Here is a 22724-nt window from a genome sequence, read left to right on the forward strand (position 1 = left end):
CTTATTTCAGGACGAGACATAAACCGGTTAAAAACTACAATCGCATGGCAAGCTCGGCACCTTGACGAATGGCACGTTTTGCATCGAGTTCGGCGGCCACATCGACACCGCCAATCAAGTGCACAGGAATACCCGTTGCTTTCATCTCATCGACTAAGGTGCGGTTAGATTCTTGTCCGGCGCAGAGGATAACATTATCCACGGCCAATACTTCGGTTTGCTCGCCAACACGGATATGCAGGCCCGCATCGTCAAACTTGTCATAGCTGACGCCGGTTTTCATCTTCACATCGTGCTGTTTTAACACTAAACGGTGGATCCAGCCGGTGGTTTTACCTAAGCCTTGGCCCATCTTAGAGGTCTTACGTTGCAGCAAGTAAACTTGTCTATGATCGCTATTATCGACTTCAGGCTCAGCTAACCCACCCGCATGCTGATATTGCTTGTCTATACCCCACTGCTTTAACCATTTTTCAGGATTAAGCGTACTCGACTCAGATTCGCAGAGGTAATGCGCCATATCAAAGCCGATACCGCCTGCACCAATCAGGGCCACTTTGTCGCCAATCGTGGCTTGGCCCGTCAGCACCTGTTGATAATCCACCACTTTGGGGCTATCAAAACCTGGCAAGCTTAACTCACGCGGTACCACGCCGGAAGCGATAACAATCTCATCAAACGTTTCGGTTTCTAGCACCTTAGCATCTAAACGGGTATTTAAGCGCAAATCAATTTTATGCAGTTTGATTTGATTAAGGAAATAACGAATCGTCTCGTTAAACTCTTCTTTCCCTGGGATTTTACGTGCCAGATTAAACTGACCACCCACCTCGGATTTGGCCTCAAAGAGCACCACTTCATGGCCGCGCATCGCCGCATACACAGAAAATGCCATCCCAGCGGGGCCTGCGCCCATCACTGCGATACGCTTCTTGTTATGGGTAGGTAAGAAGTTAATTTCGGTCTCATAACAGGCACGGGGGTTGACCAAGCAAGTGGCACGTTTCAGAGAGAAAGTATGGTCCAAGCAAGCCTGATTACAGCCAATACAGGTATTGATAAGCTCTGGCGTGTTGGCCGCCGCTTTATTCACAAATTCAGGATCGGCCAAAAACGGCCGCGCCATTGACACCATATCCGCTTGACCAGAGGCAATGATTTGCTCGCCAATCTCAGGCGTATTGATGCGGTTTGTGGCAATCAGAGGCACTGAAACCGATTTTTTAAGTTTTTCAGTCACCCAAGCAAAGGCGCCGCGAGGCACGCTAGTCGCAATGGTTGGCACACGGGCCTCATGCCAGCCAATCCCGGTATTGATAATCGACACCCCAGCATGCTCAAGCCACTTGGCCAGTTGCACGACTTCGTCCCAGGTGGAACCGTTATCGACTAAGTCGAGCATGGATAAGCGGAAGATAATGATAAAGTCTTTGCCCACTTTGGCGCGAATGGCATTCACAATCTCAATCGGGAATTGCGCACGTTTTTCAAAACTGCCGCCCCATTCATCGGTGCGCGTATTAGTTCGCGAACTGATAAATTGGTTGATCAAATACCCCTCAGAGCCCATCACTTCAACGCCATCGTATCCCGCTCTTTTCGCTAAAGCGGCAGAACTTGCGTAATCCTTAATGGTGGCGCGTACCTGGCGGCTCGACATGGCCGAAGGTGTAAAGGGAGTGATAGGCGACTTAATTTTACTCGGCGCCTGCGAAAAAGGATGGTAACCATAACGCCCCGCATGCAGGATTTGCATACAAATTTTACCGCCACCCTCGTGCACCGCTTGAGTCACAATGCGGTGTTTACCCACTTGCCAGGGGAAACTCAGCTGACACGCATGGGGAGTCAAGCGACCACGTAGGTTGGGTGAGATACCGCCGGTGACAATTAAACCGACGCCGCCTAACGCGCGCTCTTTATAAAACGCTGCCAGTTTCTCAAATCCGCCCTTTTCTTCTTCTAAACCCGTGTGCATGGAGCCCATTAACACACGATTTTTGAGCTGGGTGAATCCCAGATCTAAGGGTTCTAATAAATGGGGAAACGACATTCAAACATCCTTTTTAAACAAGTGATTTAAATGAGCATACCTTGAGTCAAATGTAAGCTCAACTGTTGCTAGGGGGTTAAAAGTTAAAATCCTTTACAATTGTGTTTAGCCAGTGAGGGGATTTTCAGTTAGCATTGGCACATTCGATAAGCAAAGGAGTGGCTAATGTCCGCTAACCCATCGTTTTTCAAGAGAATATGTTTATTTATATGGAACACCCTCAACGGGATCCGTAAATTCATACTCAACCTGATTTTTTTTGGCTTCCTCGCCATCATCCTCATTGCTATTGGCAGCAGTGAAGATATTCAGGTCGAAGATAACTCAGCATTGGTGCTTAATCTGGCGGGCTCCATTGTCGATCAAAAACAGCAGGTCGACCCGATTGAAGCCGCACTTAAGCAAGGCAATAACGGCAGTAGCGATGGCGAAATCCTGCTGGCAGATATTATCTATGTGATTGATAACGCGACGCACGATAACAGGATCAGCACCATAGTCTTAGACTTGGCCGAGCTGAAACGCGCAGGGATCAGCAAATTACAATCCATTGGCGATGCCCTAAATCGTTTTAAAGAAAGCGGCAAAAAGGTGGTGGCAATTGGAAACTACTATGAGCAAAACCAATACTTTCTCGCCAGCTTTGCCGATACTATTTACCTCAATCCCCAAGGCAGCGTCTCCCTCGATGGCTTAAGTATGTATAACCAATACTTCAAGTCTGCCCTTGAGAAACTCAAGATAAAGGCCCACATTTTCCGCGTCGGCACCTTTAAATCCGCAGTAGAACCATACATGCGTGACGATATGTCGGATGCGGCCAGAGAAGCCAGCAGCGCCCTACTCGCCGATGTTTGGCAGAGTTACACTCAAACTGTGGCTGAAAATCGCCAAATTGATGCCAATACCTTAGTACTCGACTCTGCAAATTACCTCGCGCAACTCGATAAGGCCGAAGGTGACTCCGCCACTATGGCCATCAATATGAAATGGGTCGATACCCTAGCGACCGATGAAGAGTTTCGAAAAGTTATGCTCGATAACGTGGGTAAAGAGAAGTCGGGTGACAGCTTCAAACAAGTCAGCTTCTACGACTATTTAACCCTAGTGACACCTCTGCCAAGTTTCGTTGAGCAAGACAGTGTTGGCATTATCGTTGCCAGCGGTACTATTTTAAATGGCAGCCAACCCGCCGGCCAAATCGGTGGTGATAGCACCGCAGAACTGTTACGCAAGGCGCGATTTGATAAGCATATCAAAGCACTAGTACTTCGAGTCGACAGCCCTGGCGGTAGCGCCTTTGCCTCGGAGCAAATCCGCCAAGAATTACTCGCCCTCAAAGCGGCGGGTAAACCTGTGGTGGTGAGTATGGGTAGCCTTGCGGCGTCTGGTGGCTATTGGATTTCGGCCAGCGCCGATTATATCTTCGCAACCCCAACCACGCTGACGGGTTCTATCGGGATCTTTGGGATGATCACTACTTTCGAAGATTCACTCGCCAGCTTAGGTATCCATACCGATGGCGTATCGACCTCAGAATGGGCTGGTTTGTCAGTGACTCGTACCCTCTCGCCACAAATCGAGTCGGTTATCCAGCGCCATATCGAGCGTGGCTATTTAGACTTTATCTCACTGGTCGCTAAAGAACGTAAAATGACCTTAGAACAAGTAGATAGCATCGCTCAAGGCCGTGTATGGAGTGGTAAAAAAGCCCTAGAGTTAGGTTTAGTGGATGAACTTGGCGATATCGACCAAGCCGTCGCCAAAGCCGCAAAATTGGCAGATTTAAGCCTGTTCGATACCCGGGTGATTGAGCAAGAGCTCACGCCTGAGCAGCGTTTTGTACAGCAAATGTTTGCCTCTGTGTCGGCCTACTTACCCGCGTCACTCAGCCATTCAACACTGCTTGAACAAATGCTGGCGCAATGGACGGGCAACTTAAAGACCATCGCGGCCTTTAACGATCCTAACCATGTGTATGTATATTGTGACAGCTGTGCGATCAACTAACACAGACTTAAGATGAAAGACACAAAAGCCCGAACCCTCGGGCTTTTTTATTGGGTTTATGCCTGTAAAATCGTATAATTAGCTCACTTGCAGCTAAGATAACGACAAGAATGACTAAACGCTCCATTTACGTCGCCTATACGGGCGGCACCATAGGCATGCAAAAAACCGCGAATGGTTTTGCTCCAGTGGCGGGTTTTTTGACCCAATGCGTCCAATCCATGCCCGAGTTCTACCATGACGAAATGCCTGAGTTTGTGATCCACGAGTACTGCCCACTCATCGACTCATCAAACATGGCACCGACCGACTGGCAAATGATCGCCGATGATATCAAGGCCAACTACGATAAGTACGATGGTTTTGTGATCCTCCATGGCACAGATACCATGGCCTACACCGCCTCAGCCTTATCCTTTATGCTTCAAGGCCTGTCAAAGCCTGTTATTGTCACTGGCTCCCAAATTCCTTTGGCACAACTGAGATCCGACGGTCAAACCAACCTGCTTAACTCTTTGTATATCGCCGCCAATTATCCGGTAGCTGAAGTGTGTTTATTCTTTAATAACAAACTATTCCGTGGCAATCGTTCCACCAAAGCCCACGCCGATGGCTTTGATGCGTTTGCCTCACCAAACTTCCCTTTACTGCTTGAAGCTGGCATCAAAATTAATCTGCGTGCAGGTAAAATTGCCACGCCAAGCGATAAGCCGTTAGAAGTCGCTAATATCAGCCCGCAGCCCGTCGGTGTAGTGACTCTCTACCCTGGCATTTCGACGCTAATTTTTGAAAATATCCTGCAGCAACCCGTTAAGGCGCTCATTTTACTGACCTTTGGCGTGGGCAATGCACCGCAAGATAAAGCATTACTCGATACTCTAAAGCAAGCGGATGAGCGTGGAATTGTGTTAGTGAATCTAACTCAATGTTTCCAAGGTAAAGTGAATATGGGCGGTTACGCTACGGGCAATGCCCTCGCCAAAGCCGGGGTGATCAGTGGCGCTGATATGACCATTGAGGCTGCACTGGCTAAGTTGCATTATCTGCTATCAAAAAACTTAAAGCCGAGCGAAATTAAAACTGCCATGTTGCAAAACTTGGTTGGTGAGCTCAGCCCCGACTAAGTATCGAAACGCTGCATATGAAAAAGCCCACATTAGTGGGCTTTTTGTTGTTTAAGCATAAAGTCTGCTATTACAGCTCGTCAGCTTTAAACTCGGCAATCGACTCGCCACGGAATTGTTTCTTCAATTCCGCCTTCGACAGCTCATTTAATTTTCCACCGGCAGCTATAGTGAAATGCTCAGTTTGATCTAAGCGGCGCGCCTGATAGAGCATCACCACTTGAAGAGTCGATTCACGCTGGGCTTCGGTCAATACAGTGCCATCTTCCCATTTGCCTAATTCAGCGGCGCTACGCAGCCTTTCATAGACTTCTTCGGGCATTTGGTCGATAACTTGATTAATGTCGGTCATACACTCTTTCGCTTATGTAATACGATTCTAACGCGGGTAATTAAATAGCCCACAAAACCAAAGACAAAACAGATGGCGCCAATGGTCGCGCGTAAGCCTTCAGCGGGCTCACCGCCCCAAAACCAAATCACCACCCCCGCAATAAACAGCGTCATGGCGACAAAGCTTTGGTTCATTAAGCTGCTGGATTTTTGGATATGACTGATCCGAGCGAGCGAGCTATTGTCACCATTGGTTTTTGCCTCACAATGCGGGCAAGCTGGCGCTTTGCTCGACATCCGTTTACGGCAGATTGGACATTCGATTAATGCCATAGTCGCACCTATCTTAACTTATCAACCACGGCGAGCATGGCAATCAATGACGCTTCGCCTAAATAAATACTGCGCTCTGGTGACCAACCCACAAACGGATCCTGCAGATTGTTGTTGTCTTTAAAAGGCATTTCTAAGGTGTTCGATAAGCAATCGAAGGTTTGCGCTACCCAATTAGAGGCCACGGTCAAGTTGGCTTGACCAGGCTCGTCTTTAGCGTAACCGAACTCGGTTTGAAAATCGGCACTGGCTAAGGTTAATGCCTGACTAAAGTCAGCTTGCAGCTGTGCCAATCGCTCATTGTAAGCTGGCACGCCCTCACAACCCGCGAGGAATACATAGGGCAGACCTTCATCACCATGGACATCGTAAAATAAATCGACGCCCGTTTGCTGCATCTTATGCACTACATGGTAGACCTCAGGGCTTCTTTCTAAACTCGGGGTTTGCCATTCACGGTTAAGGTTAACCCCAATCGCATTAGTACGCAGATGACCTCTTACGCTGCCATCCGGGTTCATGTTAGGCACAATGTAAAAATTGGCTTTATCGAGCAACGCTTTTGCCGTTGGACAATCATTATCCAGCAAACGATTCACTAAGCCTTCGACTAACCATTCCGCCATGGTTTCACCGGGATGTTGCCTTGCGGTGATCCAAATATTGCGTTTATCAGGATTGCCATCGCCCACTTTCATCAGGGTGATATCACGGCCATCTAAGGTCAGGCCTAAATGCTCAAGATTAACATCGGGATGCAATTGTGCGTTGCTGAGAAGATCTAAATGACGCTCATAGCTGTATGGCGCAAAGTATGCGATTTGAATCGCATCACAATCAAGCGCTAACTGAATCCTCAGTTTGCCGTCGATATATTGGGTTGGCACACGGAACCAATGTTGGCGATCGTAACTGGCAACCGCATGATAATCTTGCCAGCCCTTAGGATAGGAAGCCGTGCCCGCATTGATGATATTTAAGGTGTATTGATTACCCACCTCACCTTCGAATCGGAAGTTGAACCATTGATAAAACTCACCGCCCGCATCGGGACGGATTGCCAGTTGAATATCGTCTTTATTATCAAGATTAATGACTTGGATATTTCCGCCATCAAAATTGGCACTGATCCGCATAATGATTCCTACTTGGTTATTCATGTGAGGGTAATGATGTTAAATGCACATCTACTTTAATGCCCGTTAGAATAAACCAAATCCGTATCAGGGGAAAATGAAAGCGACTAAAATTGCCTAAGAAGCCAGCAGTCGCGCTTTAATTCATCAGTGCCAAGTTTGTTAGCCTTTCACTACACATCAAGCGGAAAAACTGTATCCTTGACCACGGACCGTGTTGATTAATGTCCGCGGTAAACGGGTATTTGCCAGTTTGCGCCGCGTGTTACTGATATGCATATCTAAATTACGGTCGAATCGGCCTAAGTCCTTCTGCAACACCGATTTTTGCAATTCCTGCTTAGTGATCACTTGCCCTTTACGTTCGAACAGATATTTAAACAGCCTAAACTCGGTTTGCGTCAGTTCCACGGCATTTTTACCTATGGTGATCCTATAGGCGGCTTCATCGAATTTGACTGGCTGGACGCTCGCCTGCTCAATTGCCATTTGCGCCATGGGACGGGGAGACAATCGCCGCTCTAGAGCATGCAGACGCACTAATAATTCTTTAATGCTAAAAGGTTTTGTCAAAAAATCATCCGCACCAAGCTCGTAGCTTCTGATCCTATCTTCCTCGTTGTCACGGGCAGAGAGCATCATGATCGGCGTCATACAGTCTCTCGCCTCTAATAGGGAAAAACCATCCATTTGTGGCATCACCAGATCGAGCATAATAATGTCGGGCATAAAGCTGCGGATCCGTTTCAGCCCTTCAATGCCATTTATGGCACATTCAACCTCATGTCCCTGTGTTTTCAGCGCTTCAGTTAACCAAACTCTGAATAATGGATCATCATCGACTAATAGTATTTTACTCATCCCTAAACACCAAACGAGAATCAATATCATTTATGTTACCATAACTAAAAATATGTCTCTAGCGTTAGAAGATGATTAAAAATCAGTTTTAGCTTAATTGTGATCAAGTTGGCAGCAATAGATAACCACCTGTAACCTTTTGCACCAAAACAAAAAAGCGCCCGAAGGCGCTTTTTTAGGGTGAGTTCTAGTTAATATTAGAACTTAACAGTTACACCACCGTAAATAGTACGGCCGATAGTGTCGTAAACCTCTGGAACAGTACCGCCATCACTACCGTTAGATACGGTCAATGGTTTTTCATCGGTAAAGTTCTTCACGCCTAAGCTTACAGTTGCCATATCATTGATATGGTAAGTACCAGAAATGTTGTGATACAGGATATCACCCACTTTGTTACCTTCGCTCAGGTCACGCATATCACCGATGAAGCGGTTGAAGTACATTACGCTCCAATCGTCTTGACCAGCAGAGATGCTGAAGTTGTTACGTACGCGAGCATATGCACCGAAGTTACCATCGATAGTGCCAGTATAGTTTTCACCATCCTGCTCAAACTTCACTAAGTAAGTAGTATCGTTAACTACTTTCCAATCTAAGCCAATCAGCTCGAAGTTGTAGGCTAAGTTGAAGTCGATACCGCTAGTGTCTTGTGAACCTACGTTAGTTAACGCGTTGGTTAAGTTATCCAAATCGCCATTAGGGCCGATATTGAAAGTTTCACAAGCTGTTTGGTCGCCAGCATAACAAGCATCTAAACCGGCTTGAGTATCCATACGCGCAATGGCGTTGTCTACTTTGAAGCGCCAGTAGTCAAGTGTCACTGACATACCATCGAGGTAGCTTGGTGAGTACACTAAACCAGCAGTGTAAGACTCTGACTCTTCAGGTTTCAAATCTGGATCTGAAGTACGGTTTACTAAGATTTGTGGATCTTGAGCGTTACCCCATGGATCATCTAAGTAGTCATATGAACCAGAGTTACCACCATATAGCTCAGCTACGCTTGGTGCACGGAAACCTGTTGCAGCTACGGTACGAACCATCAGCTCGTCAGTGGCATTGTAAGTTAAACCGATTTTCCAAGTAGTTGCTTTACCGAAAGTTGAGTAATCGTCTAAGCGCAGAGCAAATTCACCTGTCAGTTTTTCGGTGAATGGTACGCTAACTTCTTGGAAGATAGAGATAACGTTGTAGTTACCATCAGTTGGATCTTGTTGAGCAGAAGTACTCTCACCTGCGATAACCACTTCGTCTGGCGTGTAGAAACCACTTTCACGACGGTATTCAGCACCGATAGCGAAACCTACCGCACCAGCGCTCAGGTCGAATAACTCACCGTTCAGACCAGCAGACAGTGTTTGTTGCTCGTTACCGCCTTTCGCTTCTTCTGTGTAGCTAATGTCATTGATCATTTGCTGAGTTAATGGTGCACCACTGAACCATGCATCTGGACTTGCATAGATTGAGGTAGCCATATCAGAAGCATTGATTGAGTTTTCTACAGCAGTTTTAGCTTGGTTTTTACCGTAGGTGTAAGTGACATCCCAGTTCATACCAGTATGTACATCTAAAGTACCCGCTAAACCACCAGATAAGCGCCAAGTGTCAGTATCTTGAGTATAGATACGTGGACCTACGTCATTGGTACGGCGACGGTAGTTTACTAAACCTTTGTCGTCAGCTTTGATGCCAGCTGCAGTCATTGCGCTGTCTAAAGTTACACAAGGCTCACCAGCTGGCACATGTGGGTCACCACATACGTTCAGCATAATGTCTGCAGGTTGAGCAGCCATTTGCTGATTTGAACGACGGTTAGTGTAGATAGCATCTGCGGTTAATACCACATCGTTACCTAACTCTTGGGTCATGTTTGCGAACAAACTACGACGCTCGCTTGGCGTTTGGTAGTAGCTATCTTGTGTAAAGTCATAGCCATAAGTACGGTCAACCCAGTTGCCGTTAGCGTCTTGAACTTTACCACCTAACGAACCTGTTGGGATGAATGAACTTGCACCTGGCTCAGTCCAGCTACGGTCACCTTGGATCACACCACGACGATCTGAGTAAGCTGCACCAAAAGTGTAGTTACCACCATCGGTGTTAAAGCCATACAGTGCACTCACATCACCGTTTTGACCGTCACCTTTGTCGGTACCGCTGCCGTTGAAGTCTAATTGGAAACCATCGAAATCTTTCTTAGTGATGATGTTCACTACACCGGCAATCGCATCAGAACCGTATACCGCTGAAGCGCCGTCTTTCAGGATTTCAACGCGAGCGATCATAGCAACTGGGATAGAGTTTAAATCCACAGCACTGTCAGCACCTGAACCAGAGTTCACCATGCGACGGCCGTTTAATAGCACGAGAGTACGTTGCGAGCCCATACCACGTAAGTCAACTTGTGCAACACCGTCAGCACCGTTGTTTGTGGTTGAACCAATCGCAGCACCTGCCATTGAAGTTTGAACTTGTAGCATTTGGTCTACAGAGGTAAAGCCTTCGGCTTTGATTGCAGCAGCATCAATAACGGTAACAGGAGAAGCTGTTTCCATATCTTGACGTTGAATACGTGAACCCGTGACTTCAATACGCTCAACTTTTGCAGTTTCTTCAGCTGCAAATGCGCTTGATGCTACAAAGGTACCAGCAGCAATTGAGCTAACGACAGCTAAATTAATAGCCGACGCAACTTTGGTTCTTTTGATCATGAATGAATGCTCCCTAGATCTTACTATTATTTTTATGCTTACAGCTTGTACAACAATTTGCTGTACGACTGTTGCGCTTGATACTGAGGATTCACTTTCATTCAGTCAATATTCATTTTTTTAACCTTAAAAACTATTTTGTTTATTATTTTATCTCTTGTTGTAAAATATTTGTTTAATTACAACCTTGAATGCTAATTCACTTCTATTTACAGCATTAAAAACCGTATAACCCAGTAATTTACAGCGATTAAAACTGTTAAAAAAATAACATTTAATAAACATGCGACAACCTCAAAAGTGTGATGTTGATCACACTTTTTCAGTGAGCAACTATCTGACGCACAGAATAATGTGTCGATTAATTATGAAGAAATATGCATATTGGTAATCATTGCAACAGAAGGAATCGTGTAAAAATCAGGGATTTCACAGCGCACACTGATACAAAATGAATAAATTGTGATTTTTATGCACCGCAAGTGTGCAATACACACAAATGCAACAATTCATCGCCAATTTGGAACAAGCATAAATATGAGGTGCTTTAGGATGAGATAAGGGTTAAAAAGCGGAAATAAACAGCATCTACGGAATAAGAAAGCATTGAACCACCCTACTCTGAATGCTGTTTTTATAAACAATACAAATGTCATTTCGAGTTGTTTCAACTCAACATATAAATACATTTGTTTTATTATTGTTAATTCATTAGATTAAATATTATTTACAAACAAAATAAGATTATTATTTAACCGAATAAACTTAAATAAAAACAGCACTCCAATGACTAGTCCGCGCTATAGTCAATTAAGTGAAACCGCCGTTCATTAAATAATATTCATCTTATGATTTGGATGTGGTTCGTTCTAGCGACAAAGTTATCTGGTGACAAAAAGGGACAATAATGAAATCGGTAAAAACAAAAAGCGGCCAAGGCCGCTTTTTGTTAACAAGGTCATCCTTCTTGGATGTTACTCTGGTTTTATCATGCCAAAATGCAGATAGGCTCTGGTTGTGGCAATACGACCACGTGGAGTACGTTGGATAAAGCCTTGTTGGATAAGGAAAGGCTCCAATACATCTTCAATGGTTTCACGCTCCTCACCAATAGCCGCGGCAAGGTTATCAAGCCCTACAGGGCCTCCCATAAACTTATCGATAATAGCAAGCAGCAGTTTTCGATCCATATAATCGAAACCTTCGCCATCGACATCGAGCAAATCAAGCGCCTGCTCTGCGACTTTTTGCGTTACAGCACCGTCGTGTTTCACTTCCGCATAGTCACGCACTCGGCGCAGTAAACGGTTGGCGATCCTCGGTGTTCCCCGTGAGCGTTTGGCAATTTCGGTGGCCCCTTCACTATCAATGGCCAATCCCATCACCTGTGCCGAACGGGTCACAATGGTGCTTAAATCTTTGACATTATAAAACTCTAGCCGCAGTGGAATGCCAAAACGCGCCCTTAGCGGAGAGGTTAACGCCCCTGCCCGCGTGGTCGCCCCCACTAAAGTAAAAGGCGGTAGATCCAACTTAATTGAACGTGCAGCAGGCCCCTCGCCGATCATAATATCCAGCTGATAGTCTTCCATCGCAGGATACAGAATTTCTTCGACGACAGGACTTAAGCGGTGAATTTCATCGATAAAAAGCACATCCCCCGCCTCAAGATTGGTGAGCAGCGCCGCCAAGTCCCCGGCTTTCTCAAGCACTGGCCCCGACGTCGATTTGATGTTCACCCCCATTTCATTCGCCACAATCATGGCTAAGGTGGTTTTACCTAACCCCGGCGGGCCGTAGATCAACATATGGTCTAAGGCTTCTTCGCGATTCTTTGCCGCTTGAATAAACACTTTTAATTGGGCACGCGTATCATCCTGCCCAGTATATTCATCGAGCAATTTAGGGCGCATGGCCCTGTCGATAACATCATCTTGACCTTGCAGCTGCGGCTGGATCAGTCTATCTGCTTCAATCATTTACCTATTCCTGTTACCACATCGGCATACGGCACTTGCTATTTTGGTGCAGTTGCAACCAAACTGGCTGCAAAAATCGCGTACCGCAATATAACACTAGCCTCAATGAAAACCATGCCATTAGAGCATCGATTTTAACGCGGCCTTAATCAAGGTCTCACTGTCCATGCCTTCTTTATAGGCGGCAGAAACGGCTTTACTCGCCTGTGGTGGTTTATAGCCGAGGGAGATCAAGGCTGAAATCGCATCCTCTTCGGCACTGTTGACCGTCGGAGCCGGTGAATAGTTAGATTGCAGCACGAACTCACGCTCAGAGCCTACGGATGCCTCCATCAAGCTCTTCAATTTATCGCGCATCTCAACCAATAAACGTTCGGCAGTCTTTTTACCAACACCGGGTAATTTCACCAGCGTCACTATATCATCGCGCTCGACACAACCCACAAACTCGCTGGCAGTCATGCCAGAAAGAATAGTTAACGCCAGTTTAGGACCCACGCCGTTGGCTTTGATAAGCAAACGAAACAGTGAGCGCTCTTGTTTAGTGATAAAGCCGTAAAGCAGCTGGGCATCTTCACGCACCACAAAATGGGTATACACTGTGGTCGGTTGATTGACCTCGGGGAGTTCATAAAAGCTGGTGAGGGGCATCTGTAACTCGTACCCCACGCCATTGACATCAATCAACACCTCTGGCGCTTGCTTTTCAATTAACACGCCACGTAAACGACCTATCATCTGTACCGTCCATATGTTCTTGTTGTCGCTCGGCCGCTTAAAGCGACCAAACTTTGATTGGTGTGATAATGACATACCGCAACGCCGAGCGCATCCGCAGCGTCGGCCTGTGGCGCCGCAGGCAGCTTAAGCAATTGCTGGATCATATGTTGAACCTGTTCTTTCTTGGCTCGCCCCGTTCCGACCACCGCATTCTTAATTTGGGTGGCACTGTATTCGGCAACGGGTAAGTTGGCCACTGTCGCAGCCACGATGGCCGCACCACGGGCTTGGCCCAATTTCAAGGCCGAGTCGGCATTCTTGGCGAGAAACACTCGCTCAATCGCAAATTCATCGGGTTGGTATTGGCGAATAATTTCACTGATCCCATCAAAGATTTGCTTGAGTCTTAATGGTAAATCCTCGCCCGAGGTGCGAATGCAGCCGCTGCCCAAATAAAGTTGCTGCCGCCCTTGGCATTGGATAACGCCGTAACCTGTGATCCGAGAACCTGGGTCAACACCTAAAATAATCGCCATGCTATCCCTAATGTCTGTGCTCGACTTAATTCAACCTAGATAACGGCGGTTATAAGCCGAGCAACAACGCAAAAAACATCAATAAATCAAAGGTAAATCTAAGGTGACCCAATAAGCAAGATGCGGTGTCTAAACGCTGGTTCAAAACTCAAAGTTAAGCGCTTGCTCTATGTAAGAACCGCTCTATGCAAGAACCAAGCTCTGGCGAGCTCAGTTCCGGCCACCTACTAAGATAAAAATCAAATGACAGCTTGGGTTTACCCTAAACTTTCCATAATCTCATCGGAGATTTCGGCATTATGATACACCTCTTGCACATCATCGTGCTCTTCGAGGGTATCGATAAGACGCATAAACTTCTCCGCCGTTTCGGCATCTAACTCGGCTTTAGTCGAGGCTATCATCGCGATTTCGGCGTTATCACTGACAAATCCCGCCGCATCGAGGGCATCTTTCACCCCATAAAACTCGGTCGGTTCGGTAAATACGTCAATTGCACCATCATCGTAACTCACCACATCTTCGGCGCCTGCTTCTAGCGCCGCGTCCATCAGGGCGTCTTCATCTGTGCCCGGCGCATAGGACAACACGCCGCGCTTAGTGAACAAATAGGCAACCGAACCATCGGTCCCTAAGTTCCCACCCGATTTACTAAAGGCATTACGCACGCCGCTCACGGTACGGTTACGGTTATCAGTCATGGTCTCGACCATCACAGCGGTGCCGCCCGGACCATAGCCTTCGTAAATTATGGTTTCGAGTTGCTGACCTTCAAGCTCACCGGCACCACGTTTGATTGCGCGCTCAATGGTGTCGCGGGTCATGTTGCCGCCAAGCGCTTTATCGATAGCGATACGCAGACGCGGGTTTGAATCGGGATCCGAGCCACCTTCACGGGCTGAAACCGTTAACTCGCGGATAAATTTGGTAAAGAGTTTACCGCGTTTGGCATCTTGCGCTGCTTTGCGGTGTTTAATGTTGGCCCACTTACTATGACCTGCCATGGGAGTTCTCCTCTACACATAGCCATTGCACATCTTATCAATAGCCTAAGGTAACCTTGACGGCGCCTCTTGTGAGGTTCCTATAACCAATGTTCCTTTACACAAAGATTGACGGCAAATTCAGTGACGTCGATGACGCAGATATTGATAAGAAATGAAATGACGGGGTAAAAATAGACCGAGGCTTGCGCCTCGGTACTCGATAATCACTAAAGATTAGTCTTCAGTCTTCGCGGCTTTCACCACGGAAATACCTAGTTCAGCTAATTGTTGTGGGTTAGCAAAACCTGGAGCATTGGTTAACGGACACGCCGCTGTGGTGGTTTTCGGGAAAGCCATCACATCACGGATTGAGCTTGCGCCCGTCATCAGCATGATAATACGGTCTAAACCGAATGCCAGACCCGCATGTGGTGGCGTACCGTAGCGCAGCGCTTCGAGTAAGAAGCCGAATTTCTCTTTCGCTTCTTCATCGGTAATGCCAAGAATACGGAATACTGCAGATTGCATCTCTTGGTTGTGGATACGAACTGAACCACCACCTAATTCACAGCCGTTTAATACCATGTCGTAGGCATCTGACACACGGTTAGCCGGATTGGCTTCCAGCTCTTGTGGTGTCACGCCGCGTGGCGCAGTAAACGGATGGTGAACCGCGTGGAAGCTGCCGTTGATCTTCTCAAACATTGGGAAGTCAACCACCCACAGTGGACGCCATTGACCTTCGAGCAGGTTAAAGTCTTCACCGGCTTTAAGACGCAGTGCGCCCATAGATTCAGCAACCACAGTCGCGGTATCGGCACCAAACAGGATGATATCGCCAGTTTGTGCGCCAGTGCGGCTGATAATTTCGTTCACAATGCCTTCGTTCAAGAACTTCAGCACAGGTGATTGAATGCCTTCTAACCCTTGAGTCAGGTCGTTTAGCTTCATCCACGCTAAACCTTTAGCACCGTAAATACCGACAAACTTAGTGTAATCATCGATTTGCTTACGGGATAAGCTCGCACCACCTGGAATACGCAGCGCCGCAACACGGCCTTCTTCGTCATTAGCTGGGCCTGAGAATACCGCAAACTCCACTTCTTTGAGCAAGTCAGCCACGTCAACCAGTTCTAATGGGTTACGTAAATCTGGCTTATCTGAACCGAAACGACGCATGGCTTCGTTATAGGTCATACGTGGGAATTCGCCTAAATCGACGTTCAGCATTTCAATGAACAGACCACGCATCATTTCTTCGGTCTTAGCCATCACCTGCTCAGACGTCATAAATGAGGTTTCGATATCGATTTGAGTAAATTCTGGCTGACGGTCAGCACGTAAATCTTCGTCACGGAAGCATTTTACGATTTGATAGTAACGGTCAAAGCCTGACATCATCAGCAACTGCTTAAACAGCTGTGGTGATTGTGGCAGCGCGAAGAATTGACCTTTGTAAGTGCGGCTTGGCACTAAATAGTCACGGGCACCTTCTGGCGTCGCCTTGGTCAGAATAGGCGTTTCGATATCTAAGAAGCCGTTTGAGTCGAGGAAACGACGCACGGCACTGGTCACTTTCGCGCGGAACATTAAGCGCTGCGCCATTTCTGGGCGACGTAAATCTAAATAACGGTACTTTAGACGCTGCTCTTCACTGTTGTTTTGATAGTTATCTAAGCTCAGCGGCAGCGGCTCAGAACTGTTGATGATCGTCAGTTCTTTACCTAATACTTCAATTTCGCCGGTCTTCATTTGCGCGTTGACTTGGCTATCAGGACGGGCACGAACCACGCCTTTTACCTGCACACAAAACTCGGCGCGCAGCGTACTGGCCACATTGAACACCTCAGGTAAATCTGGATCGTAAACCACTTGGACCAGACCTTCTCTGTCTCTTAAATCTAAAAAGACCACGCCACCCAAATCACGGCTACGATTAACCCAACCTACCAAGGTAACTTCTTGTCCAACGTGAGACTTATTGACGTCTCCACAATAATGACTGCGCATCTAACTCTATCCTTTATCCGGAAACCGGTGCTTTGGAAATAATCAAAACGAGATAAAAGCGGCATTATAGTCAAATAATGCCGATTACCAAAGTACTTCACTTTTAGGCGGTGAAGTATCAAACAGTTTTACGCCCTTGACTAGAGGCGAACGCACTATCTGCGTATAAGCGTTCAAAAAACCATCAAGCTAGGCGGTAGCAACGGCCACCCGCCGTTTTGGCTTGATACATCAGTTGGTCTGCTTTCTTCATTAACTCGATGGCCGTATCGCCATCGCGGGGATAAATGACCACGCCAATACTGATAGCCACCTCAACAGTCACCCCTTCTATACTAAAAGGTGACGATAACGAGTGCAGAATATTATCAGCAACTTGGGTCGCGGCATCGAGATCTTGCACACGATTTAGCAGGATCACAAACTCATCGCCGCCGAATCTTGCCACTGTATCAGAATTGCGAATGGCTTTGGTCAATAATCCCGCCACTTTTAATAGCAGTGCATCCCCCACAGGATGACCATATTGATCGTTAATTTGTTTAAAGCCATCTAAATCGATAAACAACAAGGCGAAATGGCTATGATCCCGCCGATGGGCAAGTAAGGCCTGTGACAATCTATCATCCAACAGCGCCCTATTAGGCAACTGGGTTAAGGCATCGTGACTAGCAACATGCTGCAAACGCTTTTCGGCAGCAATTCGGCGAGTGATCTCAAGGTTTAAACGACGATTAACGACTAAAACCGCCACCATCACGCCAGATAACACTAACGCCCCGAGTAATAAATAACGGATCCATTGCAGATATTGACTGTTATCCGTCGTCAAAGAAAAACTCACCCAATGGGAATAGATTTGTTGCTGCGTATGTTGATCGATTTGTGCCAACACGCGATTGATTAAGGGAACCAACGGTGCATACTGCGGATTGAGTCCAAAGTGGCTGTGCTGATCGGCTAAGTCACTGAGGAGTGACATTTTCAGCAACGGATATTGGCCCGTTTTTAGCTCAGAGGCTAGCGTCACGACTTTATCGATAAACACATCCGCATGGCCATCGTTGACCGCCGAGAGTCCCGACTGGGTATCAGGCACCAGCACCAGTTTGAGCGAAGGCTGCAAGGCCATCAGTTGCGCCACTAGATGATAGCCCTCCACCACTGCAACCCTTTGTCCCGCCAATTGCGCCAGATTAAATACCGAGACTTGCTCAAGCTGCGACACTAAACCCCACGGCGATGGCCAGTAGGGATCGCTAAAGGTTAAAAATTGCTGGCGCTCGGCGGTTTGAGCAATACTGCCCGCCAGTGCAATCTCGCCTGAACGCAAGGCGCCGATCAACGAATGCCAATCGTCAAAGGCGACGGGCTGAATATTAATCCGCAGCTGCTCGGCTAACAGCTGGGTAACATCGCTGTTAATCCCTGCAAACTGGCCTTGCTCATCGCTAAATTCCATTGGCGGCCACTGTTTCAAGTAACCGAGTTTAAGTTCACCGAGTTGCGAGAGGTAATCTTGCTCACTGCTTGAAAGCTGGATGCCGTGTAATCCCTTCTGGTTAAAAATGCGATCCTTAGGATTAAGCATCCATTTCTGCTCTACCTCGGCAAATTCCTGCATGCCAATACTGCGAAAACCATTAGCAATGCGCTGGGTTAAGCCGGGATCGTCACTGCGGGTCAGTACATACACATCGGTCGGAAACTCAAGCTCAGGATATTGATGAAATTCGGACCAAGCCTTATTTTGCAGCAAATAGTGGGAAGTCCATGCACCCGCGGCAACAAAGCCTGCAATCTCGCCCGAGCGCGCGCCCGCCACCATGCTGTCCATATTTTCGTAATAACGCAGCGTAACATCGGGCAGCGCTTTACGCAGCGCAACGAGATAAGGCGCTGTCGGCACAACACCGATACGTTTGCCTTTTAGACTTTGTAAATCTGTCAGTTGTTGCTGATATAAAAACAGCCGACTCTTCACCGTGTAGAGTTGCCATGCGCGGGTTAAACCGGTTTTCAATTCGTCACTTTCAGGGTAACCAATATGCGCATCGGCTAAACCCTGGCGCACATCATTGACACTGGCATTCATGTCACCTGAGATAAAATCCACATTAATGCCGGTCTTCGCCGACCATAGTTGCCAGAGATCCACATAAAATCCATGGGGCAAGCCATCGACGCCTAAATCGACAAAGGGCTCAACGCCTAGCTGCATCGCCACCACAAGACCCGCCTTCTGCCCGTGATAGCCTAACCAGCGGCGCTCGGTTTGTTGCACAAAACGTGCATCGAGTGAATGAAAGCCCTGATTAATCTTCTCAACTAAAGCCTGATTGCCTTTCATCACCGCGGGGACAAACTGCATGGCCTTGATTGGAATACGCGCACTGATGGGAAAACTGCCCGCAATTGCTTGGCTTGACGCGGGATCGCGCAGATAGCCATCGAGTCCTGCAAAGACGACCGTTTCGCCCGCTGCAACACCCTCCAGTAATTTTTCACGGCTCTCGTAATATTTGAAGACTAAATTCGGCTCGATACGGCGAAGCTCAGCCTCATGGGATGAGCCACTCACAATCCCGATTTGGTAAGGAATAAGTTCCTTAATGGACTTTTTACCCTGCAAAGATTTATGCAGGTAAAGATAGGTACTGACATCGGCAATTGGCTCCGCAAAATCAAACAACTGCTCACGTTCAGTTGTCTGTCCCATACCGATATGCACTTGGGCTTTGCCCTGCTGCAACTGCTGTAATGACTCATTCCAGTGACGCGCCACAAACACTAATGGTGTATTGGTACGCTTGCCCCATTCCTTCCACAGATCCACTAATAAACCCGTGGCTTCGCCGTCGTTGTCGACAAACTGATAGGGAAAGCTGTCTTCCCCCATCACCACAATCAGTGACTCAGTCTGTCCTTGACTGGCGTTAACTGCGTTGTTGATAAATATGCAACACAGGATCACGATAAGCTGGAGCACTAACTTCAACTGGGGTCCCTAGTACTTGATGTACAATGTAAATACTTTGTTATTGATGCATATTAGACAGAAATTTCGGGCAAATTACTAGCCGAGACTTGCTGCTAGTCAACGGGATTCGTTAAAATGCATGGCTGAATTTTCGAGATATTCCCAGATGAACGCTTCCCAAGATACTATCTACGCTCAAGCGAGCGAACACATTAGCGATTTCCAGTTTGATAATCGTGTCGCGGGTGTCTTCAGTGACATGATCCGCCGCTCGGTGCCTGGCTATACGCAAATTATCAATACTATTGGCGATTTTGCGGATCGTTTCGTCAAGCCGAATACCCAAGTATATGATTTAGGCTGCTCTTTAGGCGCAGCCACCTTAAGTATTCGCCGTCAAATCCAGGGCCGCGATTGCCGCATTATCGCCGTGGACAATAGCGAATCCATGGTGACGCGCTGCCAAGAAAACCTCAATGCCTATGTGAGTGATACTGAGGTTGAGCTGATCTGCGGCGATATTCGTGATATTCACATCGAAAACGCTTCTTTAGTCGTGCTTAACTTTACCCTGCAATTTTTACCGCCAGAGGACAGAGAAGCGCTGATCGCGAAGATTTATCACGGTTTGAATCCCGGCGGCCTGTTAGTGCTGTCGGAAAAAATTCGCTTCGATGATGCGCCTATTCAAAGTGTGCTCGAAGAGCTGCACTTAGACTTTAAACGCGCCAATGGCTACAGCGAGCTCGAAATCAGTCAAAAGCGCAGCGCGCTCGAAAACGTGATGAAGCCCGATACCTTAACTCTCCACCAGCAACGTTTGACTCGCCAAGGGTTTAGCCACTTTAGCTTGTGGTTCCAATGTTTTAATTTCTCTTCCATGGTGGCCATCAAGTGATCAGTTTCAGCTCCTTTTACCAACAAATTGCCGATTCCAATTTGCAGCATTGGCTCGAGACTTTGCCAGCCATTCTCGGCAAATGGCAAAGAGAACATAAACACGGCAACTTACCCAAGTGGGAAAAAGTGCTCAATAAGCTGCACTATCCTGCCCCAGATCACGTTGACTTTGTCAGCAGCGTCACCGTCGGCACAGGCGAGCAACTCACGCCAGGCGAAAAGGAAAAGCTTGAGAACCTACTGCGCCTGTTTATGCCTTGGCGCAAAGGCCCTTTCCATATCCACGGCATTCATATCGATACCGAATGGCGCAGCGATTGGAAGTGGGATCGCGTGAGCCCGCATATTTCTCCTTTGCAAAACCGCACAGTGCTCGATGTCGGCTGTGGCAGCGGTTATCACATGTGGCGCATGCTTGGCGCGGGCGCAAAACGCGTGGTGGGCATCGACCCTTCACCGTTGTTTTTGTGCCAATTTGAAGCCGTTAAGCGCCTAAGTGGTGAAAATCACCCGGTGCACTTATTGCCGCTAGGCATTGAAGAGCTGCCACCACTGGATGCATTCGATACGGTTTTCTCCATGGGCGTCTTGTATCACAGACGTTCGCCAATTGATCACTTGTTACAATTACGTGATCAGTTACGTATGGGTGGGGAATTAGTGTTAGAGACTTTAGTAATAGATGGTGATGAAAACGCCGTACTCGTCCCTCAAGATAGATATGGGAAAATGAATAATGTATGGTTTATTCCATCCGTCGCGGCCCTGATGCTCTGGCTAAAGAAGTGTGATTTCACAGACATACGTTGTGTCGACACCGATGTCACCGCCCTAGCCGAACAGCGCCGAACCGATTGGATGCCGAATGAGTCACTGGTTGAATATCTTGACCCTAACGATATCACTAAGACTATCGAGGGTTACCCCGCGCCGAAACGCGCAACGATTATTGCGGTGAAAAATCAACCCAATCAAGATTTGACCTAACGAGTTAACTCCAGTGGCCTAATACGCTTATGCCTAGGTAAACCCTAGGCATAAAACCCGTTTTAACGCCAATAGGAAGTACTATGCTAAAGCAGTTGATCGCTATCGCCGTTGCCAGCAGCTTAATGGGATGCGCAGCGACAGAACCGACCGCCCACGCCCCCAAACCACTCGATACTGATACCTTTAATACCCGTCTTAATCAGCAGCAAGATCAATTAGTGGCTGCGATTAATCAGCAATGCCAGCCTGCGGATTTAACCTCGCTTGCGACACTCAACAGCCAAGTCGAGCAGCTCAGTCTGCAAATCAATCACTTAAATCAAGCGGCGAAAAACCTCACCGTAAAAAAGCAAGCCGCGGTGGTGACGCCTGCACCGAGCCAATGCCCCAAATCTGCCCTTGGGGATAAGTTTTTACTCGGTGAAATCGAAAATGTGTTTATCGATGAACTCAATGCCAGCTTTGCCACCCGCATTGATACGGGCGCAGAGTCCTCCTCCATCGATGCCCGTAATATCACCCTGTTTGAGCGCGATGGCGCCCAATGGGTGCGTTTCGATGTGTTTACCCAAGGGGAAAAACAGCCCGCGACAAATTTCGAATCTAAGGTCGTGCGTTTTGTACGGATCAAGCAGGACGCGAATGAAAAGGACGATCGCCGCCCCGTGATCCACGCGCACCTAAAGATTGGCCAATATTCAGCAGAGACAGATCTTAACCTCACCGACCGTAGTCACCTCGACTATCCCTTATTGCTCGGCCGTAAATTTATTAAAGATATCGCCGTCGTCGATGTCGGCCAGCGCTATGTACACGGTAAAGCTAAACAGCCCAAAGCCACACCTAAACAACCCGATCCTGAACAACCTAAAGCAGAGTCAGCTATCGTCTCCAGCGGCAAAAAATAATAAGCGCTAGAGCCAAAGCTGTTCACAAGCTTAAGCATGGAGCCGCTTGTGTGCTTATTGGTCTGTCAGCTTGTGACATCGCCGCTCAATCTGACGCAGCCTGACGTAGCTAATACCCGCCACGCGTGGATCTTACGCGTGACGACGAGTT

17 protein-coding genes are annotated in these 22724 nt (G+C 47.5%); 5 read left to right on the forward strand and 12 right to left on the reverse strand.

Annotation, left to right across the window (positions count from 1 at the left end; all coding sequences use genetic code 11):
• Window positions 1–34: 34 nt before the first annotated feature.
• Window positions 35–2053 (reverse strand): FAD-dependent oxidoreductase, encoded by a 2019-nt coding sequence (locus CF168_RS10875; RefSeq protein ID WP_089067841.1) that lies wholly within the window; start codon window positions 2051–2053, stop codon window positions 35–37.
• Between the two features lie 165 nt (window positions 2054–2218).
• Between CF168_RS10875 and sppA the strand changes: the two genes are divergently transcribed.
• Both sppA and ansA read left to right on the forward strand, forming a co-directional pair.
• Window positions 2219–4063: a signal peptide peptidase SppA gene (gene sppA / locus CF168_RS10880; protein ID WP_089067842.1), complete on the forward strand. Its 1845-nt coding sequence runs from the start codon at window positions 2219–2221 to the stop codon at window positions 4061–4063.
• A 110-nt stretch (window positions 4064–4173) separates the two neighbouring features.
• Window positions 4174–5187, forward strand: a complete 1014-nt coding sequence (gene ansA, locus CF168_RS10885) for an asparaginase (RefSeq protein WP_089067843.1) — start codon at window positions 4174–4176, stop codon at window positions 5185–5187.
• 70 nt (window positions 5188–5257) lie between these two features.
• Here the strand turns inward: ansA and CF168_RS10890 are convergent, their stop codons facing one another.
• The 11 genes from CF168_RS10890 to CF168_RS10940 all read right to left on the reverse strand — a co-directional run bounded on the left by CF168_RS10890 (window position 5258) and on the right by CF168_RS10940 (window position 19793).
• Complete coding sequence (locus tag CF168_RS10890; RefSeq protein ID WP_011716957.1) at window positions 5258–5539, reverse strand: YeaC family protein; 282 nt, start codon at window positions 5537–5539, stop codon at window positions 5258–5260.
• Complete coding sequence (locus CF168_RS10895) at window positions 5536–5853, reverse strand: hypothetical protein (RefSeq protein ID WP_039977219.1); 318 nt, start codon at window positions 5851–5853, stop codon at window positions 5536–5538. Before CF168_RS10895 ends, CF168_RS10890 begins: the two co-directional genes overlap by 4 nt.
• 8 nt (window positions 5854–5861) lie before the next feature.
• Window positions 5862–6989: a M14 family metallopeptidase gene (locus CF168_RS10900; protein ID WP_089067844.1), complete on the reverse strand. Its 1128-nt coding sequence runs from the start codon at window positions 6987–6989 to the stop codon at window positions 5862–5864.
• A 180-nt stretch (window positions 6990–7169) separates the two neighbouring features.
• Window positions 7170–7850 (reverse strand): response regulator transcription factor, encoded by a 681-nt coding sequence (locus tag CF168_RS10905; protein WP_089067845.1) that lies wholly within the window; start codon window positions 7848–7850, stop codon window positions 7170–7172.
• 197 nt (window positions 7851–8047) lie between these two features.
• A complete protein-coding gene (locus tag CF168_RS10910) occupies window positions 8048–10564 on the reverse strand; it encodes a TonB-dependent receptor plug domain-containing protein (RefSeq protein ID WP_089067846.1) in 2517 nt (838 codons plus the stop codon).
• A 974-nt stretch (window positions 10565–11538) separates the two neighbouring features.
• Complete coding sequence (gene ruvB, locus CF168_RS10915; RefSeq protein ID WP_011716952.1) at window positions 11539–12543, reverse strand: Holliday junction branch migration DNA helicase RuvB; 1005 nt, start codon at window positions 12541–12543, stop codon at window positions 11539–11541.
• A gap of 120 nt (window positions 12544–12663) precedes the next feature.
• The gene (ruvA, locus tag CF168_RS10920) at window positions 12664–13281 is read right to left on the reverse strand and encodes a Holliday junction branch migration protein RuvA (RefSeq protein WP_011626232.1); all 618 of its coding nucleotides are present in this window, start codon (window positions 13279–13281) and stop codon (window positions 12664–12666) included.
• Window positions 13278–13799, reverse strand: a complete 522-nt coding sequence (gene ruvC / locus CF168_RS10925) for a crossover junction endodeoxyribonuclease RuvC (RefSeq protein WP_011622671.1) — start codon at window positions 13797–13799, stop codon at window positions 13278–13280. Before ruvC ends, ruvA begins: the two co-directional genes overlap by 4 nt.
• A 257-nt stretch (window positions 13800–14056) precedes the next feature.
• Window positions 14057–14803: a YebC/PmpR family DNA-binding transcriptional regulator gene (locus CF168_RS10930; protein WP_011622670.1), complete on the reverse strand. Its 747-nt coding sequence runs from the start codon at window positions 14801–14803 to the stop codon at window positions 14057–14059.
• A gap of 216 nt (window positions 14804–15019) precedes the next feature.
• Entirely contained in the window at window positions 15020–16795 is a 1776-nt protein-coding gene (gene aspS, locus CF168_RS10935; protein ID WP_089067847.1) for an aspartate--tRNA ligase, read from the reverse strand.
• Window positions 16796–16979: 184 nt separating this feature from the next.
• Window positions 16980–19793, reverse strand: coding sequence for a diguanylate cyclase domain-containing protein (locus tag CF168_RS10940; protein WP_089067848.1), 2814 nt, complete (start codon window positions 19791–19793; stop codon window positions 16980–16982).
• A gap of 148 nt (window positions 19794–19941) precedes the next feature.
• On the opposite strand from CF168_RS10940, the gene cmoA reads away from it, so the two are divergent.
• From cmoA to CF168_RS10955, 3 genes are all read left to right on the forward strand, one after another.
• Complete coding sequence (cmoA, locus tag CF168_RS10945) at window positions 19942–20673, forward strand: carboxy-S-adenosyl-L-methionine synthase CmoA (protein WP_011622667.1); 732 nt, start codon at window positions 19942–19944, stop codon at window positions 20671–20673.
• Entirely contained in the window at window positions 20670–21662 is a 993-nt protein-coding gene (cmoB, locus tag CF168_RS10950) for a tRNA 5-methoxyuridine(34)/uridine 5-oxyacetic acid(34) synthase CmoB (protein ID WP_089067849.1), read from the forward strand. Before cmoA ends, cmoB begins: the two co-directional genes overlap by 4 nt.
• 83 nt (window positions 21663–21745) lie before the next feature.
• A complete protein-coding gene (locus CF168_RS10955; RefSeq protein WP_089067850.1) occupies window positions 21746–22573 on the forward strand; it encodes an ATP-dependent zinc protease family protein in 828 nt (275 codons plus the stop codon).
• The last annotated feature ends 151 nt before the right edge of the window (window positions 22574–22724 follow it).

Origin of the sequence: Shewanella bicestrii (assembly GCF_002216875.1) — a bacterium.
GTDB lineage: Bacteria > Pseudomonadota > Gammaproteobacteria > Enterobacterales > Shewanellaceae > Shewanella > Shewanella seohaensis.